The following is a 16,930-nucleotide window of genomic DNA, read 5'->3' as shown; positions in this document are numbered from 1 at the left end:
ACCGCGTCCAGCGGCCCGGGGCCGGTGGACCTGCGGGTGGGCTACTCCTCGCCCGAGCGCAGGGCCAGCCAGAGCTCCATCCGGACGTCCGTGTCGTCCAGCGACCGGCCCAGCAGCTCCTCGACCCGCCGCATCCGGTACCGCAGGGTGTGCCGGTGCACCCCGAGATCGGCCGCCGCCGCGTCCCACTGCCCGTGCCGCGACAGCCACGCCCGCAGCGAGGCCACCAGATCGCCGCGCGCCGTCCGGTCGTGCTCCCGCAGCGGCCGCAGCAGCCCCTCGGCGAAGGCCGTCACGGCGTCCTCCCCCAGCAGCGGCAGCAGCGAACCGGCGCCGACCTCCTCGTGGTCCACCGAGCGGCGCCCACCGCGCAGCGCCACCGCCAGCGCCCGCTCGGCCTGCGCGTGCGCCGTACCGGCGTCCTCCAGCGCGGCCGGCGCCGACACCCCCAGCGACAGACCCTCGTGCTCCTCCACCACACCCAGGCACGCCCGGTGCACCGCGCCGTTGTCCAGCGCCAGCACCATCAGCCGCGGCCCGTGCGCGCCGTCCTCCCGCGCCACCAGCAGCTTCTCGCCGACCCGCGAACCCGCCTGCTCGGCCCGGTCACCCAGCTCGCCCAGCGACTCCCCGGCGTCCACCCCCTGGCCCGCCCCGGCCACCAGCACCCGGACCGTGCCCTCCGGCAGCCCGCCGAACAGGCCCGCCGCGACCTGCCGCGCCGTCGCCACCTCACCGGCCAGCACCATCCGCAGCAGCGCCGCGCCCATCCGCTCCTCGGCCTGCCGCAGCTCCCGCGACCGCTCCAGGGTCAGCGTCAGCAGCGCCACCGCCGCGTTCAGCACGTACCGCTCGGTCGGCGTGATCCGGTCCTCGGTACCGACCGCCAGGAACCCGCGCGCCCGCCGGTCCGCCCCCAGCGACTGGACCACCACGTAGTCCTCGTCCGCCGTGTCTATCCCCGGCGCCCGGCCCTGCAGCGCGGCACTCGACGGCGCCGGACGCCGCCGCAGCCGGTCCACCTCCGCCGCCAGCCGCCCGGCCCGCCGCGCCGCCCAGTCCGGCGCCACCACCGACAGCGCGCCCGAACCGTCGTACAGCGCCGCCCAGCCGCCCAGCCGGGCCGCCAGCCGGCGCACCACCGCCGTCGTGCCGTCCTTGCCCAGCGCGGCCCGGGTCAGCTCCTCCTGCGCCTCGAAGCTGGTCGTCACCGCCTCGTACTGCTCGGCCGCCAGCGCCGCCGACACGACCTTGCTGATCGCGATGAACGGCGTCGGCTCCGGCACCCGCAGCAGCGGCAGCCCGCGCTGCGCCGCCGCGTCCACCAGCGGCTGCGGCACCTCCGTGTGCGACAGCCCCACCCCGAGCCCCAGCCCGACCACCCCCGCGTCGGCCAGCCGGTGCACGTACGCCTGCAGCCGGGCGGCCGTGCGGCCCAGCTTGATACCGGTGGTGAGCAGCAGCTCACCGCCTTCGAGGAAGGGCGTCGGGTCGTCCAGCTCGCTGGTGTGCACCCAGCGGACCGGCCGCTCCAAATGGTCCGCACCTGCGAGGACCGTCAGATGGAGCGAGGTGTTGCGGACGACGGAGGCAAGTGTGGGGGGCATGGCACCTTCGGGGGAGCGACGCGACCGCGCCATTGCGGCCGGGCGGGGAGAGAGCCGGGAGTCCAGGGGGAACCCCACTTCTCATTATGGACGCTCCGGACAACCGGCACTGCCGAATCCACCTCGAAGGCGAGCTTCGAGGGCCCGCCCCGGCCCGTTCGGCGGCCTGCCCCGGTCCTGTCCGAGGGCCCGCCCCGGCCCAATCGGCGGCCCGACTCAGCCCCGGAGGTCCACCAGCAGCGGCGGCACCTGCTCCCCCGACACCGCCGTCAGCGACACCACCGCGTGCCCCGCCGGCAGGGCGTGCGCCAGGTCCGACGGCGACCAGCGCAGCCGCTCCACCTCCCGGGTGGTCACCGACTCCGTCTGCGCCGTCGTCCCCGACAGCGCCTTGCGCCCCAGCCGCCCGGCCCGCCGCACGATCCCGCCCGAGGTGTCCGGGGCCAGCGTCACCGCCGTCTCGCGGACCAGATGGGTGCCCCAGGCCTCCGAGAACAGCTTCCCGTCCCACGGCGCGATGCCCGGGAACGCCGCCCGGCAGCCCACCGCCCCGAACAGCGGCGCCCGCAGCGCCTCCGGCAGGTCCACCAGGGTGCGCAGCAGCAGCACCACTCCGGCGTTCGCCCCGCGCAGCCGCTGCAGACCGCGCACGATCCCGGCGTCCAGCGCCGCCGAGGCGTCGTCCACCACCAGGCCCGCGAACAGCGACCGGTCCCCGCGCGCCCCGGCCGCCTGCACGAACTGCCCCACCAGCAGGCGCGACAGCATCCGCGCCGCCTCCGGATGGCTGCGCTCCGGCAGCTTCACCCGCACCCGCAGCGGATGGTCCAGCACCCGCATCGCGAACGGCGGCCGACCCGTGCCGTCGGTCGCGAACACCCCCTCGAAGGCCGGCCGGTCCAGCAGCGCCAGCCGGTCCGCCAGCAGTGCCCCCGGATCGTCCGCCCGGCCGCGCTGGTGCTCCCGGTGCTCGAGGTCCCGCTCGAAGGAGCCGAGCCGCTCCGCCGCCCGCAGCCCCTTCACCAGGGCCTCCAGCGCATCCGGCTCACCGGCGAGCAGCGCCCGCAGCTCGCGCACGCCCGGGTAGCGGCCGAACGCGGCGTGGAACGGGCCGACCATCTGCTGCAGGGCCGTCCTGGCGGTCTCGGCGCGCGCCGTCAGCTCGTCCGGCAGCAGCGCCTCGGCCAGCCGGGCCGCCGCCTCGTCCGGATCCTGGGCCGCGCCGTAGAGGTCGAGCCCGTAGCGGGACGCGGGGTCGCCCGGGGCGATCACCACGTCGTACCAGGCGTCCGGCCCCAGATCGGCGTCGGCCGCCCCGATCACCACCGCGCACGCCGTCCCGGCCAGCGCCTGCAGGCACAGCGCCTCCGCCACCGGACGGGCCAGCCGCGCCGTCTTCCCCGTCCCGGCCGGGCCCACCGCCAGCAGCGAGGTGCCCAGCACCACCGGGTCCAGCGCGAAACCGGCCGACCGGTGGGTCAGCGGGTTCTTCGGCACGTCCTGCGCGGTGCCGAGCCGCACCTGCCCCAGCAGCAGATCGTGCCGCTCCGCCCGGCCCGGCAGCTCGCGCGCCTCCGAGGGGTGCGCGAACGCGGCGGCGCCGCGCTGCGTCACCTGCTCGACGAAGGCCGGCAGGAAGGCCGGATCGGCCTGGGCCGACTCCCAGGCCCGCCGGATCCGCACGTAGTCGACGTCCCCGACCACCTCGGCGTCCAGCCGCCCGGCCGCGACGGCGGCCCCGTCCTGCCGCAGCACCGCCCACGGATCCCGCCGCCGGGCCGCCTCCGACTGCTCCTCCTCGGTGGCCGGCACCTCCTCCGTCACCGTCCGCGACAGCAACGGCAAGGCGTACCGCCGCCACACCTCCAGCCACCGGCCCATCCGGCCGAAGACCTTGATGACCACGGCGAGGACCAGGGCATTGACCGAAAGTCCCACCACCGTGACCGCGGTCGAGGACGGATGGTCCACCCACACGGTCAGGACGATGAGGCGCAGTACGAGCTGCGTCCCGTAGACGAAGGCCAGCCACCCCACCACCGCGTTCAGCCCCGCCCGCAGGAGCAGCGGCCAGGTGGGGACCTTGGCGGCCTCCGCCCGGTCGGGGTCGAGCGGCCGGTGCTCCTGGCGGAAGACACCCGGGTCGGCCTCGGGCCGCGGGGCCGAGGCCCAGGCGGCGAGGTCGAAGGGCGCCCTGGCCGGGGGACGCGGGTGCGGCATCGGAGTGCGGGGGGTGGCGGTGGTCCGCTCGTCGTGGCTCCGTGCCCCGTCCAGTCCCATCTACGGCCCCGTTCCCTCGCCCGCCGGCCCGACCGCCGTCGGTGCCGCCCATACCCATGCCACCGCCCCGGCGACACGCCCGCGCTCAATGTAGTGGAGCGGAGCCTCCCGGTAGCGGCTCCGCCCGGGCTGGCCGCCCCGGACAAGTCGGACGGCCCAGTGCTACCGAGTGGCGCATGCCTGCCCGGGGAACGCCCCCGTAGCCTGCGAACTACCGAGCCGAGAAGTCTGGAGAAACCCATGAGCGCCGCAACGCCGCTCCCGCAGGAGCGCCGCCTGGTCACCGCGATCCCCGGTCCGAAGTCGCAGGAGCTGCAGGCCCGCAAGCTGGGTGCGGTGGCGGCCGGCGTCGGCACCACCCTGCCGGTGTACGTGTCCCGCGCCAACGGCGGCGTGCTGGAGGACGTGGACGGCAACTCGCTGATCGACTTCGGCTCCGGCATCGCCGTGACGAACGTCGGCAACAGCGCCGAGGCCGTGGTGGCCAAGGCCTCCGAGCAGCTCGCCGCGTTCACCCACACCTGCTTCATGGTGACCCCGTACGAGGGCTACGTCGCCGTCGCCGAGCAGCTCAACGAGCTGACCCCGGGCGACCACGACAAGCGCACCGCGCTGTTCAACTCGGGCGCCGAGGCGGTCGAGAACGCGGTGAAGATCGCCCGCGCGTACACCAAGCGCACCGCCGTCGTGGTGTTCGACCACGGCTACCACGGCCGCACCAACCTCACCATGGGCATGACGGCGAAGAACATGCCGTACAAGCAGGGCTTCGGTCCGTTCGCCCCCGAGGTCCACCGGGTGCCGGTGGCGTACCCCTACCGCTGGCTGACCGGTGCCGAGAACTGCGCCGCCGAGGCCGCCGCGCAGGCGATCGACATCATCAACAAGCAGATCGGCGCCGAGAACGTCGCCGCGATCGTCATCGAGCCGATCCAGGGCGAGGGCGGCTTCATCGAGCCGGCCAAGGGCTTCCTGCCGGCCATCGTCGAGTACGCGAAGGCCAACGGCATCGTCTTCGTCGCGGACGAGATCCAGACCGGCTTCTGCCGCACCGGCCAGTGGTTCGCCTGTGACGACGAGGGCATCGTCCCGGACCTCATCACCACCGCCAAGGGCATCGCCGGCGGTCTGCCGCTGGCCGCGGTGACCGGTCGCGCCGAGATCATGGACGCCGCGCACGCCGGCGGCCTGGGCGGCACCTACGGCGGCAACCCGGTGGCCTGCGCGGCCGCGCTGGGTTCCATCGAGACCATGAAGGAGCTGGACCTCAACGGCAAGGCGCAGCGGATCGGCGAGGTCATGCTGGGCCGTCTGCGGGCGATCCAGGAGAAGTACGCCGACTCCGACCGGGTCCGCGTCGGCGAGGTCCGCGGCCGCGGCGCGATGATCGCCGTCGAGCTGGTCAAGCCGGGCGGCAAGGAGCCGAACCCGGAGGCCACCGCGGCGATCGCCAAGGCCTGCCACGCCGAGGGCCTGGTCGTGCTGACCGCCGGCACCTACGGCAACGTGCTGCGCTTCCTGCCGCCGCTGGTCATGCCGGAGCACCTGCTGAACGAGGGTCTGGACATCATCGAGGGCGCCTTCGCCACCGTCTGATCCGGCCCGCGGCCCGAGGCCGCGCCCGATACCCGCCGGAGGGATGTCCGGACAGCGCCGAACGGCCCGTGGGGACTCGAGTCCCCGCGGGCCGTTGGGTTTCGAACCCGGTGTGACATCCCCGGCGCGGACGGTGAAGATGGTGTGCGGAATCGCTGAAGCTCCTCGGCCGCGCAAGGACCTTGACGTAGTGTCATCACAGATGGACAGCGAGCCCCAGCCACGGGCGGAGCCGTCCGCGGTGTCGCCCCAGGGGGCGGCTCCGCGCGAGGGCCGCGAGGACAACCAGGCCGTCCCGTACGGGGCGGCGCACACCGAAAGCCGATCGACCGGCCGTCCGGCCCACACCCCCCGGGACGCACGGAACGGCGATCATCAGGGCCGCCCCGGAGCTCTCCCCCCTGCTCCGGGGCGGCTGCCTCGCGTCCTGGCCCGGCCGGCGGTGCCGGCGGCCCTCGTCCTGGTGCTGTTGCTGGTGTCCTGGCAGGTCGCCGTGGACGGGCCACTGCTGGAGCTGGACCACTGGGCCCGGCACGCCGTCCGGGAGACCCGGCACGCACTGCACAGCACCCTGCTCAACCACCTCGGCAAGGCGTTCTCCGACCTGGGCGGGGGCTCGGTGGCGGTACCGGTGCTGCTGCTGGGCGGAGCGGTCGCCGCCCTGAGGGAGTTCCGGGCGGGGTTCGCGCGGTGGTGGCTGCCGGTGCCGGTGGCGGTGCTGACGGCGGGACTGATCCCGCTGCTGGTGGTACCGGCGAAGGCCTGGTTCGCCCGGCCGGGCCCGTTCGGGCTGCCGCTGGCGGCGGACCAGTGGGGCTGGTACCCCTCCGGCCACACCGCGACCGCCACGCTCGGGTACGGGGTGGCGGCGCTGCTGCTGGCGCGGACGGCCGCGCCGCGCGGCCGGCGGGCACTCGCCGCGGCGGCGACGCTGCTGGCCGTGGGCGTCGGACTGGGGCTGGTGTGGAGCGACTACCACTGGCTGCTGGACGTGGTGGCCAGCTGGTGCCTGGGCGGCCTGGTCCTTTGGACGCTGGCCCGGTGGCCGCTCACCGGCCGCCCGTCCCCGCGCCGACGGCGCCCGGAGCGCTGAGGCTCCGAGCCCCGGGCCGTGAACGCGGGCCGTGGACGCCGGCCCGCGCCGCCCGGGGATCAGCCCTCGGCCGGCTCCTCCTCGTTGCGGTGGACGAGGCCGGCCTCGCCGTTGTCACGGTGCCACTCGACGACCAGTTCGTCGCGGGCGCCGAAGCGGACGAGGTGGCGGCCGACGACGTCCTCCAGTCCGGGCAGGTTCTCGGTCTCGCCCTCGACGGCGAGCAGCAGCGCGTCGGGGGTGGCCTCCAGCGTGGCGGTGCCGGCGCCGAAGACGAGGGTGCCGTGACCGGTCTCCTCGGACCAGTCGGCCTTGATCTTGCGGCCCATGTGGGCGGCGAGCTGCTTGGCGTAGCGGGCGGAACGGTCGGTGGTGACGCGGGCTTCGGAGCGGGGCACGGGCCCTCCAGAATCAGGGGAGGGAACTTAGGGTGCCCTCACTCGCCACCTACGCTAACCCAGATACTGAGTCTTACTCAACATTTTTCCGGGCGCCCCCCGGAGCGGCCGATACCCTTGGTCGAACACCTGCCGAGGAGAGCCGCCCATGACCACCACGCCGACCGACGACGCGGCGAGCTCCTCCCCCGGCACCGGCACCCCCGACAGCGCCGCGCAGGCCGGTACCGCGCAGGCCGGTACCGCGCAGCACGGCACCGAACCCGGCACCGCCGAACAGGACACCGCCGCCGAGCTGGCCGACGCGATGACCCGGGCGATCAAGCGGATCCGCCGGCTCACCAGCGAGCGGTTGGAGCCCTACGGCATCACCCCCGGCCAGGGCCGCGCCCTGCGCACCCTCGCGCACGCCCCGGGCTGCGAGCTCCCCGACCGGGCGATGCGGCTCAGCGACCTGGCGGACCGGCTGCACATCGCCCCCCGCTCGGCCACCACGGTGGTCGACGCACTGGAGGAGGCCGGGCTGGTGGAGCGGACCCCGGACCCGGCCGACCGCCGGGCCGTGCGGATCCTGCTGACCGAGGCCGGCCGGTCGGCGGTGGAGCGGATCGGCCAGGTCCGGTACGAGGTCTCCCAGGAGTACTTCGGCGCGGTCAGCCCCGCCGACCAGGACGCGCTGCTGCGAGCACTGCGGAGCGCCGAGACCGCGTACGCGGCGACCGTCGCTCCCACCGCCGCGCCGCGCCGGACAGCGCCCCCGGGCGCAGCGCGGTGATCCCGATCCCGGTGATCACCAGCAGCGCGGCGACGGCGGCCACCGGGCCGACCGGCTCGCCGAGCAGCAGCCAGGCCGAGGACATCCCGAACACCGGTACCAGCAGCGAGTAGGGCGCCACGGCGGTGGCGTCGTAGCTGCGCAGCAGGTAGCTCCAGGCGACGAAGCCGAACAGGGTGGAGACCAGTCCGACGTAGCCGATCGCGCCGAGCCCGGCGAGGTCGATCCCGCGCAGCGCGCGCAGGTCGGCCGCCGGGCCCTCGACCAGCAGCGAGAGGCCGAGCAGCGGCAGCGGCGGCACGGCGCTGACCCAGACCATCCAGCGCAGCGCGTCCGGCGGGGCGGCCTTGCGGGTCAGCACATTGGACAGTCCCCAGGCGGCCGCGGCCAGGACGACCAGGGCGAACGCGCCCAGCGGCCCGCCGAGACCGTGGTCGACGGCGCTCAGCCCGATGCCCGCGAAGGCGACCCCCAGGCCGGTCAGCCGCCGGGCGCCGGGGCGCTCGCCCAGCAGCGCGCCGGCGAACAGCGCGGTGAACACCGCCTGCCCCTGGAGCACCAGCGAGGAGAGCCCGGCCGGCATCCCGGCGTGCATGCCCAGGAAGAGCAGGCCGAACTTGACCACGCCGAGCACCACCCCGACCGCGACGACCCAGCGCAGGGCGACCTTCGGCGGTCCCACGAAGAAGATCGCCGGGACGGCGACCACCGCGAACCGCAGGGCGCAGAACAGCAGCGGCGGGAAGTTCTGGAGCCCGATGTGGATGAGGACGAAGTTGAGGCCCCAGACGGCGGCCACCAGGACGGCCAGGCCGATGTGACGCGGACTCATGCTGGCGCCGCGCGGGGCGGCCTGCGGGGAAACGCTCATGGCTCGAGGATGGCCGCCCGGGACCGTGCAGCACCAGCGATGAGTTCTGAAGGCAACGCTTTAGCATTGCTGCATGATGGATCTGGGGCGCCTGCGGGCGCTGCACGCGGTGGCCGTCCACGGCTCGGTCGGCGGGGCGGCCGCGGCCCTCGGTTTCACCCCGTCCGCCGTCTCCCAGCAGATCGCCAAGCTGGAGCGGGAGACCAGGACGGTGCTGCTGGAGCGCCAGGGCCGGGGCGTGGTGCTGACGGACGCGGCGCGTGAGCTGGCGGGTACGGCGCAGGCGGTGCTGGGGCTGGTGGAACAGGCCGAGGTGCGGCTGGAGGAGCAGCGCGGCCGGGCGGCCGGCCGGCTGCTGGTGGCCGCCTTCGCGACCGGTGCGCGCGGGCTGATGCCGGGGGTACTGGCCGATCTGCGCGAGCGCTGCCCGGAGCTGGACGTGCGGCTGCTGGAGAGCGACCCGTACCCGGCGGCCGAGCTGGTGGCGCGCGGCGAGGTCGACCTGGCGCTCGTCCAGGACTGGCCGACGGTGCCGCTGCCGGTGCAGGAGGGGCTCGACCGGAAGGACCTGGGGTCGGACCCGGTGGACCTGCTGCTCCCGGTCGGCCATCCGCTGGCGGAGCTCCCGGTGGTGCCGGTGGGGCGGCTGCGCGGGCAGCGCTGGACGAGCGTGCCGCCGGGCAACATCTGCCACGACTGGCTGGTCCGGACCCTGCGCGAGGCCGGCGAGGAACCGGACGTGCACTACCGGGTCGGCGAGTTCGAGACCCAGATCGCCCTGATCGGGGCCGGTCTCGGTATCGGACTGGTGCCCCGGCTGGGCCGGGGCACGCTGCCGCCGGGGGTGGTGGCCCGGCCGGTGGCGCCGGAGCCGGCCCGGCGGGTGTTCGCGCTCTGGCGCTCCCAGGCCTCGCGCCGGCCGGCGATCACCGAGGCGCTGGAGGCGATGCGGGCCCGCTGGGACGCCCGGAGCGGCTGAGCGGGACTGCCGACCAGGGCGGCCGACCGGGCCGCCCCTCCGGCGGTCGCCCCGTCGCGGCGCCTCCCGTCAGGAGGCGAAGCCGATCACCAGCCACATGAAGCCGACCCCGGCGAGGGTGCAGAGCAGGGTGGTGCGCGAGGGGTGCGGGCTGTGCGCCTCGGGGAGGATGTCGGAGGTCGCCAGATAGAGCAGGAATCCGGCGAAGAACCCCAGGTACAGCCCGAGCAGGTGCTCGGAGATGCTGAACAGCAGGGTGATCGCGGCGCCGGTGACCGGCGCCAGCGCGTCGGCCGCCAGCAGGGCCAGCGCCCGCCGCTTGTTGTTCCCGTAGAGCCGGGTGATCGTGTACGTGTTGAAGCCGTCCGCGAAGTCGTGCGCGACCACCGCGATCGCCACCACCGTCCCGACCGTCGTACCGGCCTGGAAGGCCGCGCCGATCGCGAAGCCGTCCATGACGCTGTGGCCGACCAGGGCCATCGCGGCCGTCAGGCCCACTCCCTGGTGCCGCTCGGCGTCCGACCGGGAACGACCGTGGTTGTGGCCGTGGTGGTGGCCCCGGTCCTGCTCGGCCGCCGCGCCGTGGCTGTGGCGGTGGCCGTGGCTGTGCTCGGCGTACTCCTCCTCGTGACCGCGGTGGATCGCGACCGCCCGCTCGACGATGTGGATGGCCAGGAAGCCGGCCGCGAACATCAGCAGCGCCTGCGGCACCCCGTGGACCTCCTCGGGCGCCTGGTGCAGCGCCTCCGGGAGGAGGTCGAAGGCGACCACCCCGAGCATCAGCCCGGCGGCGAAGCCGAGCACCAGGTGCCGGCGGTCGCCGGTGCGCTGCGCGACCCAGCCGCCGATCAGCGTCATCAGGAAGGCCCCCGCGGCCACCAGGACCGCGGTCACCGCCGCACCGCCGTGACGGTCCGTCTGTCCACTCGTCTCCCCCGTGTCCCGCCCGTCCCCGGGCCGACCGCCGGCCGGTACCGACCGGCCGTGTCCCCCAGCGTCGGACACCCCGCGCGCCGTCGCCCGCCGGGCAAGCCGTCGGGGTGAGGCCGCCGGGGCAGGCCGACGACGCCGGCCTGCAGTACCCGCGCCGGGCCGACCACCGTAGTGGATTCCCGACCGCCCGGACCCCCTCGGGACGCGGGCGCCCCCGCGGCCGGGCCCGCACGACCGGGCCCGCGCGGTTCAGTGTCCGGCGGCGAACGACAGTCCGAGGTGGGTGTGCGTCAGCTCGCGGACGCCGTCCCCGTCGACCAGGTGGATGTGCCGGTGCCCGTCCTCGCCGGTGAGGTCGAGCGCCCCGTCGGTGAAGCGGCCGGTGGTCAGCCGCAGCCCGCGTTCGGCCGACTCCTCGCGGACCGCCTCCGCCAGGGTCCGGATCTCCTCCTCCCCCACCGGCCCCTCGCCCCGGGAGGCCCAGACCACCCAGCGGCCGGGCAGCGCGCTGCCGACGGGACCCTCCCCGGTGGCCACCAGCCCGACCGGGCCGCGCAGCCGTACGCTCCACTGCCCGAGCCCGCCCCGGGTGAGCAGCTCACGGACCAGCTGGGCGAACTCGTTCGCCGAGAGGTCCGGCGCCGCCGGGACGGTGGCCGCCGCCTGCGCGGCCGGTTCGACGCCCGCCCGGCCGTACGGGTCGGGGCTGACGGCGGCGTCGAGCTGGCGCAGCCGGACCAGCGCCTCGTCCTGCTCGGCGTCCGCGTAGACGCCCTCGCCGTCGGGCTCCTCCTCGGGATCGGTGGGCGGCAGCAGCCTGGTGCGGGCCAGCGCGTCACGGTCCGCGTCCACGCTCACCAGGCAGAGCGGCCGGGCGCCGGGCTCGCGCAGCCAGCCGTTGAGCACGACGCCGGCGAGGATCTCGTCGGTGTCGACGGCGTCGGCGGCCTGCAGGGCGCGCAGGGCCAGCCGGGCGACCAGCCGCAGGTAGTCCGAGGCCCGGTCGGCCGGCGGGCGCGGCACCGGAAGGACCTCGCCGTCCGGGGCGAGCCGGTAGCCGGTCAGCGAGGGCACGACGTCCAGCGGCGGCAGGTCGAGGTCGAGCACCGCGGTGCGGGTCAGCGGCCGGTAGACGGCGCGGCAGGACGCCGGCAGGTCCCGGGTGTTGGTCTCGGCGGCGGCGAGGGCCCGTTCCAGCAGGGACTCGACGGCGGCCGGCTCGGCCTGCCGGTAGGCCCGGCGGCACTCCTCCAGCGAGTCGTTGTACTCGCGCACCGCCCGCGCCCGGGCCTGCTCGGCCTCGTCGTGGGCGCGCCGGGACTCGTCGGCGGCGGGGCTGCCGGCCTCGGCCTGCCGGGTGCGCCACTCCCGCAGGGCCCGCTGGTGGGCCAGCCGGGCCTTGGCCAGTCCGCGCTGGTAGTCGGAGTCGAGCAGCCGGCGGACCGGGGGGCCGTCGGGGTCGGAGGCCGCCGGTTCGGCGGGCGCGTAGTCCTCCCAGCGCGGCTCCGGGTCCGCGCCGGCCGTGGCGGGCGGCGCGCCGTCCGGGTAGGGGCGCGGCTCGTAACGGCGCAGCTGGCTCTCGAAGTCCATGGCCGAGACCGGCAGGGCCGACCGCCGGAGCAGGTCGGCCAGCCGCTCGTGCTCGCTCTGGACGGTGAGCGTGCGGTGGTGGGTGAGCGCGGCGGCCCTGGCATGGGCGGCGACGTCCTCGTCGCCGCCCGCGCCGAGCGGGTCCGGGACCGGACCCGCGGTGGACGAAGGTCCGTCCGGGGCGCCGGGGGGACGGCCGGGCGGACCGTCCGCGGTCGGCTCCTCCACCCCGAGGTCACGGAACACGGAGGCGAGGAAGCCCGGTTGGGGGGCCGTGACAGCACCGTCGGACTGGCCGTCTGCTGAGTACTGCATCGGTGGTCGTCCCCCATGCTCGTCCGGCGCCTGCCCGGGGCGGTCGGCAGCCCCTCGGCGGCGAACCGGGGGTCCGCCCCGCTTCCGGACATTGTCCACCGAACGGGCGCACCGGTCAGCCAAGCCTCTCAGTTGGTCCGGGTGTTGGTCAGGTGCAGTCCGATGTAGCCGACATAGATCCGGCCACTGCCCGAACAGTCGTCCAGGTAGTGCAGCCGGGGTGCGGTGCGGCCGCCGCCGATCCGCAGGTGCGCCCCCATGAAGGCCCGTCTGGACGCGTCCACGCACTCCGGCACCGGGAGCATCCGTTCGCGCTTCCACTTGGCGTGGCTGTACACCGTCCGCGACTCGCCGCGCACCGCCTTGCGGGGCGGGAAGCGGTGGCAGCCGGCCGGGGTCCGCTCGCACCACTGCTTGAAGTCACCGCCCGCCCGGCCGCGGACCGCCGCCTCGGCGTACTCCTGGAGCGCGGTCAGACCGTCCCAGGTGAGCCGGGCCCAGCCGCCTCCGGCGCAGCGCAGCTCGTCGAGGGCGAGCGCGGCCTTCTGGTCGCCGGTGAAGGTGAGCAGCGGGAACTCGCCGAGCCGGTCCATCAGCTCGGTGAAGGTGAGCGGGATCCCGCCGTGGCCGCCGGCCGGTCCGGTGCGCCGCCGCCCGGCCCGACGGGCGGGGGCGGGCAGCAGCGGCCGGGGCGGGGCCGCCGGGACCGGGACGAAGAGCGCCGGCGGGGCCGGCGCCGCTCCTCCGGGTGCGGTGCAGAGGCGGCCGGCGGAGCCGCGCCCCGGCCCGGGGCCGGCCGTCCGGCCGGGGAGCGGGCCGCCCGCCGTGAGGGCCTTCGACTGGGGCCGCTCGCGACGGTGCTCCCGACGGCCCTCGTGCCGCGCGGGGTGGGCGGAGTGGGCGGGATACGGGGAGTGGCCTGGGCGCGCGCCCCGCTCGTGCTCCTCCGGCCGGTCCGGCCGGCCGGCGGGGACGGCCACCGGGGCCGCGAGCGCGGGAGCCGAGGCCGGCACCCGCGGTGGGGGCACGGCCGCCAGCGTCGCGGGCGGCGTCCGTTCGGCGGCGAGCCGACGCGGTTCGCGGGACAGCAGGACGGCCGCGCGCCGCGGGTCCTCCTCGATCCGGTGACGGGCCAGCACCGGGTGCCGGCGGCCGTCCCGGCGCGAGGCCGGGTCGACCTCGGGCAGATAGGTGCGGACCGCCCCGCCGTAGACGGCGTGGAACTCCAGGGCGACGTTGAACCTGGTGCGCGCCTCCGCGTCCAGGACGTACAGGGTGGCGAGCCCCGGCAGGTGCTCGCAGAGCGGGGCGACCACCTCGGCGAGCCACGCTCCGGCATCGAGGCCGGCCGGGACGCTGGCCACCATGGCGGGCATCCGGCGGTCCGGATCGCAGAGCTCGTCGACCAGGCCGTCGACCTCGGCCGCGGTGAGCATCCGGGGAGCGGCCAGGACGGCGGCCGGGCCGTCGGCGGCGTCCAGCAGCGGCAGCAGGGTGCGGGCCGGTGCGGGCACCGGGACCCGGCCGGGCGTCCGCACCGCGCTGTCGGTGGTGCGGGTGGCGGCCTCAAGCCGGAGCCAGGTCGGGCCGGTCGGCCCGGCCGCCAGAGTGAGGGTGAGGTGGTCGGTGCCGTGCGGGGCGGGGGTGCGGACCCGGCGGCGGTCGTAGCGGCCCCCGGGGCTGTCCGGGTCCCCGGGGCCGAGCGGGAGCGGGCCGCCGTCGCGGTCCAGCAGGACGCGCTCGCCGAGCCGGAAGCGCTCGGCGTAAGGAGCGGCGGCCCCGGCCCGGGACGGGGCGGACAGGTCGCACGGGGCGGACGAGGCGGTGGAGAGCGCGGGCGGCGGGCCGAGGAGGGCCGGTGGAGGCTCCTCGCACCCCTCCTGTTTCAGCCAGGCGGCGAGGTGCTGGTCGGCCAGGGCGAGGGCGTCGGCGTACGGGAGGGCGGTGGTGACGGTCATCCGATAGGGCGCCGCAGGGCCTCCGGAGCCGGGGAGTCCGGCTCGGGCGGGCGGCGACGAGGAACGTTCCGAGGTCATGCGCATGCCTCCGTGGGGCAGTGGGGTCCCGTGTCCTCCATCGATGGGTCTTTGGTCCGGTTCGCCGGACCTGTGCCCAGGAAACGCCATGGCCCGGAGCGGAAGTTCCAACTCCGGGCCACATCACTACATTCGGGTGAATCTGCTCAAGCCCGCTGTCGCACGGGACGAGAATCTGCATCGCCTCCGGCCCCTCCCCCGGACCGGCCGCGCGGACGCCGACCGCTCAGACCGGCACCTCGACGAAGGTCCGGCCCGCCGCCACCCCGGCCGCCGTGCCGCCGGTCGCCTCGGCCAGCCAGGTGTGGAACGCCGCGACCTCCGGCTCCGGCACCCCGACCTCGATCCGCACCCCGGACGCCTCGTACGTCAGGTCGCTGACCGTGTGTCCGGCCGCCCGCAGGTCGTTCTCCACCCGCCCGGCCCGGGCGTGGTCGACCGTCACCGCGAGCAGCGCGACCGGCCGCCGCTCCAGCAGTCCGAGCTCGTCCAGCGCCTCCGACACCGCGCTCCCGTAGGCGCGCACCAGACCGCCGGCGCCGAGCTTCACACCGCCGAAGTAGCGGGTCACCACCGCCACCGTGTCGGTCACCCCGCGCCTGCGCAGCACCTCCAGCATCGGCACTCCGGCCGTCCCGCCGGGCTCGCCGTCGTCGCTGGAGCGCTCGCGGCGCTGATCCTCGCCGACCACGAAGGCGGTGCAGTTGTGCCGGGCGTCCCAGTACTGCTTGCGGATGCCGACGATGAACGCCTGGGCCTCCTCCTCGTCGGCGACCCGGGCGAGGTGGCAGATGAACCGGGACTTCTTGATCTCGATCTCGTGCGTGCCCGCACGCCGGACGGTCAGGTACGGCCGGGGGGTCGGCTCCGGTGTGGCGGGCATGGCGCGGCGGTTCTCCCGGAGGGCGACGAGGGGCGGACGGCGCGGCCCGGGCGGGACGACAGCTCGCCCACGGACCACCCCGCCAGCCTACGGCGTGCCCTTCCGACCGGGGGCGGACCCCATTGGGCGGGCCGGCCGGGCAGCACTCAGCCGCGGCCCGCGAGCGCGTCCAGCCGGGCCCGGTCCAGACCGGTCGCCGCCCGCACCTCGGCGAGGTCGACCGCACCGCAGTCGAGCCCGCGCAGCAGGTACCCGCTGAGCGCCCGGGCGGTCGCCGGCTCGTCCATGACGTCCCCGCCCGCCTTGGCCACGTACGCGGCCAGCCTGGCCGCCGCGGCGGCCAGGCCCTCCCGGTAGAAGGAGTAGACGGCTACGTACCGGGTCGGCAGGTGCGCCGGGTGCATGTCCCAGCCCTGGTAGTAGGCCCGGGCGAGCGAGCGGCGGACCAGGTCGTGGTGGAGCTTCCACGCCGCGTGCACCTGGGCGGTGGTGCCGGTCGGGACGACATTGGTGGAGCCGTCGGAGAGCCGCACCCCGGTCCCGGCGGCGGCCACCTGCATCACCGCCTTGGCGTGGTCGGCGGCCGGGTGGTCCATGCTCTGGTGGGCGGCGGCGACCCCGCACGCGGCGCTGTAGTCGAAGGTGCCGTAGTGCAGGCCGGTGGCCCGCCCCTCGGCCGCGGCGATCATCCGGGCGACGGTGGCCCGGCCGTCCGGGCCGAGGATCGCCTGGGTGGTCTCGATCTGGATCTCGAAACGGAGCCGGCCCTCCGGCAGTCCGGCACCGCGCTCGAAGTCCGCCAGCAGCCGGACCAGCGCGGTGACCTGCTCGGCGTAGGTCACCTTGGGCAGGGTCAGCACCAGCCCGTCGGGCAGTCCGCCGTGCGCCAGCAGGGTGCCGAGGAACAGTTCCAGGGTGCGGATGCCGCGGTCCCGGACGGCCGCCTCCATGCACTTGATCCGGATGCCGAGGTACGGCGGAGCGCTGCCGTCGGCGACCGAGGCGGCGAGCAGTTCGGCGGTCCGGACCGCCGCCGCGTCCTCCTCCGCGTCGGGCCGCGGGCCGTAGCCGTCCTCGAAGTCGATCCGCAGGTCCTCGACCGGCTCGCGCTCCAGCTTGGCCCGGACCCGGCGGTGCACCTCGGCGAGCAGCGCGTCGTCCGCCACACCGAGCGCGCGGGCGAGCTCGGCGGGGGTGCCAGCGTGGGTGTCGAAGGCCGCCAGGGCCTGCCGGCCCCAGCTCCGCACGGTGTCGGCGGCGAAGGCGTCGGCCGGCACGTAGACGGTGTGGACCGGCTGGCGGGTGCCCGGGTCGCCCGGGAAGCGGTGGGCCAGCTCGGCGTCGACCGGCGCCAGCAAAGCGTCCACGGCGGACCGGGCGGCGGCGGAGAATCCCGCCTCGCCCGTCGGCCCGGTGGTAGCGCCCGTCTCGACCTGCGACATCCGTCACTCCTCACGCAAGCATGCGCGCGGGGCCCGTGCCAGGCCAGCGCTTCAACAGTTTGTTGATGCGAAGGTAGACGGGCCGGGAACGGGCGTCAATGGTCCGCCGACGGACCGGGCGACGCGGCCCCG

At 75.9% G+C, this 16,930-nt stretch carries 12 protein-coding genes and 1 pseudogene; 4 read left to right on the top strand and 9 right to left on the bottom strand.

All coding sequences use genetic code 11. The features are described 5' to 3' along the window. Window positions 1–41: 41 nt before the first annotated feature. Together ACW14Y_RS27140 and ACW14Y_RS27135 are read right to left on the bottom strand one after the other, a co-directional pair. Entirely contained in the window at window positions 42–1,607 is a 1,566-nt protein-coding gene (locus ACW14Y_RS27140; RefSeq protein WP_380305044.1) for a PucR family transcriptional regulator, read from the bottom strand. A 216-nt stretch (window positions 1,608–1,823) separates the two neighbouring features. Continuing rightward, window positions 1,824–3,887, bottom strand: a complete 2,064-nt coding sequence (locus ACW14Y_RS27135; protein WP_456983672.1) for an ATP-binding protein — start codon at window positions 3,885–3,887, stop codon at window positions 1,824–1,826. 240 nt (window positions 3,888–4,127) lie between these two features. Between ACW14Y_RS27135 and gabT the strand changes: the two genes are divergently transcribed. Then, window positions 4,128–5,483 carry a 4-aminobutyrate--2-oxoglutarate transaminase gene (gabT, locus tag ACW14Y_RS27130; RefSeq protein ID WP_380388004.1) on the top strand — a complete coding sequence of 452 codons (1,356 nt, stop codon included), beginning with the start codon at window positions 4,128–4,130 and terminating at the stop codon, window positions 5,481–5,483. 202 nt (window positions 5,484–5,685) lie between these two features. Beyond that, complete coding sequence (locus ACW14Y_RS27125; protein WP_456983671.1) at window positions 5,686–6,576, top strand: phosphatase PAP2 family protein; 891 nt, start codon at window positions 5,686–5,688, stop codon at window positions 6,574–6,576. A 59-nt stretch (window positions 6,577–6,635) separates the two neighbouring features. Here the strand turns inward: ACW14Y_RS27125 and ACW14Y_RS27120 are convergent, their stop codons facing one another. Beyond that, a complete protein-coding gene (locus tag ACW14Y_RS27120; RefSeq protein ID WP_380305036.1) occupies window positions 6,636–6,974 on the bottom strand; it encodes a DUF2218 domain-containing protein in 339 nt (112 codons plus the stop codon). Between the two features lie 148 nt (window positions 6,975–7,122). Between ACW14Y_RS27120 and ACW14Y_RS27115 the strand changes: the two are divergent. Beyond that, window positions 7,123–7,503: pseudogene (locus ACW14Y_RS27115) on the top strand (MarR family winged helix-turn-helix transcriptional regulator); the annotation flags it as partial. 124 nt (window positions 7,504–7,627) lie between these two features. Here the strand turns inward: ACW14Y_RS27115 and ACW14Y_RS27110 are convergent. After that, window positions 7,628–8,581, bottom strand: a complete 954-nt coding sequence (locus ACW14Y_RS27110; RefSeq protein WP_380305064.1) for an EamA family transporter — start codon at window positions 8,579–8,581, stop codon at window positions 7,628–7,630. 112 nt (window positions 8,582–8,693) lie between these two features. On the opposite strand from ACW14Y_RS27110, the gene ACW14Y_RS27105 reads away from it, so the two are divergent. Continuing rightward, complete coding sequence (locus tag ACW14Y_RS27105; protein WP_380305034.1) at window positions 8,694–9,599, top strand: LysR family transcriptional regulator; 906 nt, start codon at window positions 8,694–8,696, stop codon at window positions 9,597–9,599. A 69-nt stretch (window positions 9,600–9,668) separates the two neighbouring features. On the opposite strand, the gene ACW14Y_RS27100 is transcribed toward ACW14Y_RS27105, so the two are convergent. The 5 genes from ACW14Y_RS27100 to ACW14Y_RS27080 all read right to left on the bottom strand — a co-directional run bounded on the left by ACW14Y_RS27100 (window position 9,669) and on the right by ACW14Y_RS27080 (window position 16,798). After that, window positions 9,669–10,493, bottom strand: a complete 825-nt coding sequence (locus ACW14Y_RS27100) for a ZIP family metal transporter (protein WP_380441281.1) — start codon at window positions 10,491–10,493, stop codon at window positions 9,669–9,671. Window positions 10,494–10,781: 288 nt separating this feature from the next. Further along, window positions 10,782–12,437, bottom strand: coding sequence for a restriction endonuclease (locus ACW14Y_RS27095; RefSeq protein ID WP_380441283.1), 1,656 nt, complete (start codon window positions 12,435–12,437; stop codon window positions 10,782–10,784). A 128-nt stretch (window positions 12,438–12,565) separates the two neighbouring features. Next, entirely contained in the window at window positions 12,566–14,395 is a 1,830-nt protein-coding gene (locus tag ACW14Y_RS27090) for a hypothetical protein (RefSeq protein WP_456983670.1), read from the bottom strand. A 304-nt stretch (window positions 14,396–14,699) separates the two neighbouring features. After that, window positions 14,700–15,356 (bottom strand): IMPACT family protein, encoded by a 657-nt coding sequence (locus tag ACW14Y_RS27085; protein ID WP_456983669.1) that lies wholly within the window; start codon window positions 15,354–15,356, stop codon window positions 14,700–14,702. A 146-nt stretch (window positions 15,357–15,502) separates the two neighbouring features. After that, entirely contained in the window at window positions 15,503–16,798 is a 1,296-nt protein-coding gene (locus tag ACW14Y_RS27080) for a DUF6986 family protein (protein WP_380305025.1), read from the bottom strand. Between the last annotated feature and the right edge of the window lie 132 nt (window positions 16,799–16,930).

Source organism: Kitasatospora sp. cg17-2 (assembly GCF_054031055.1).
Note: the sequence above shows the minus strand (reverse complement) of the source record. Positions and strands in the feature narration are given on the sequence as shown.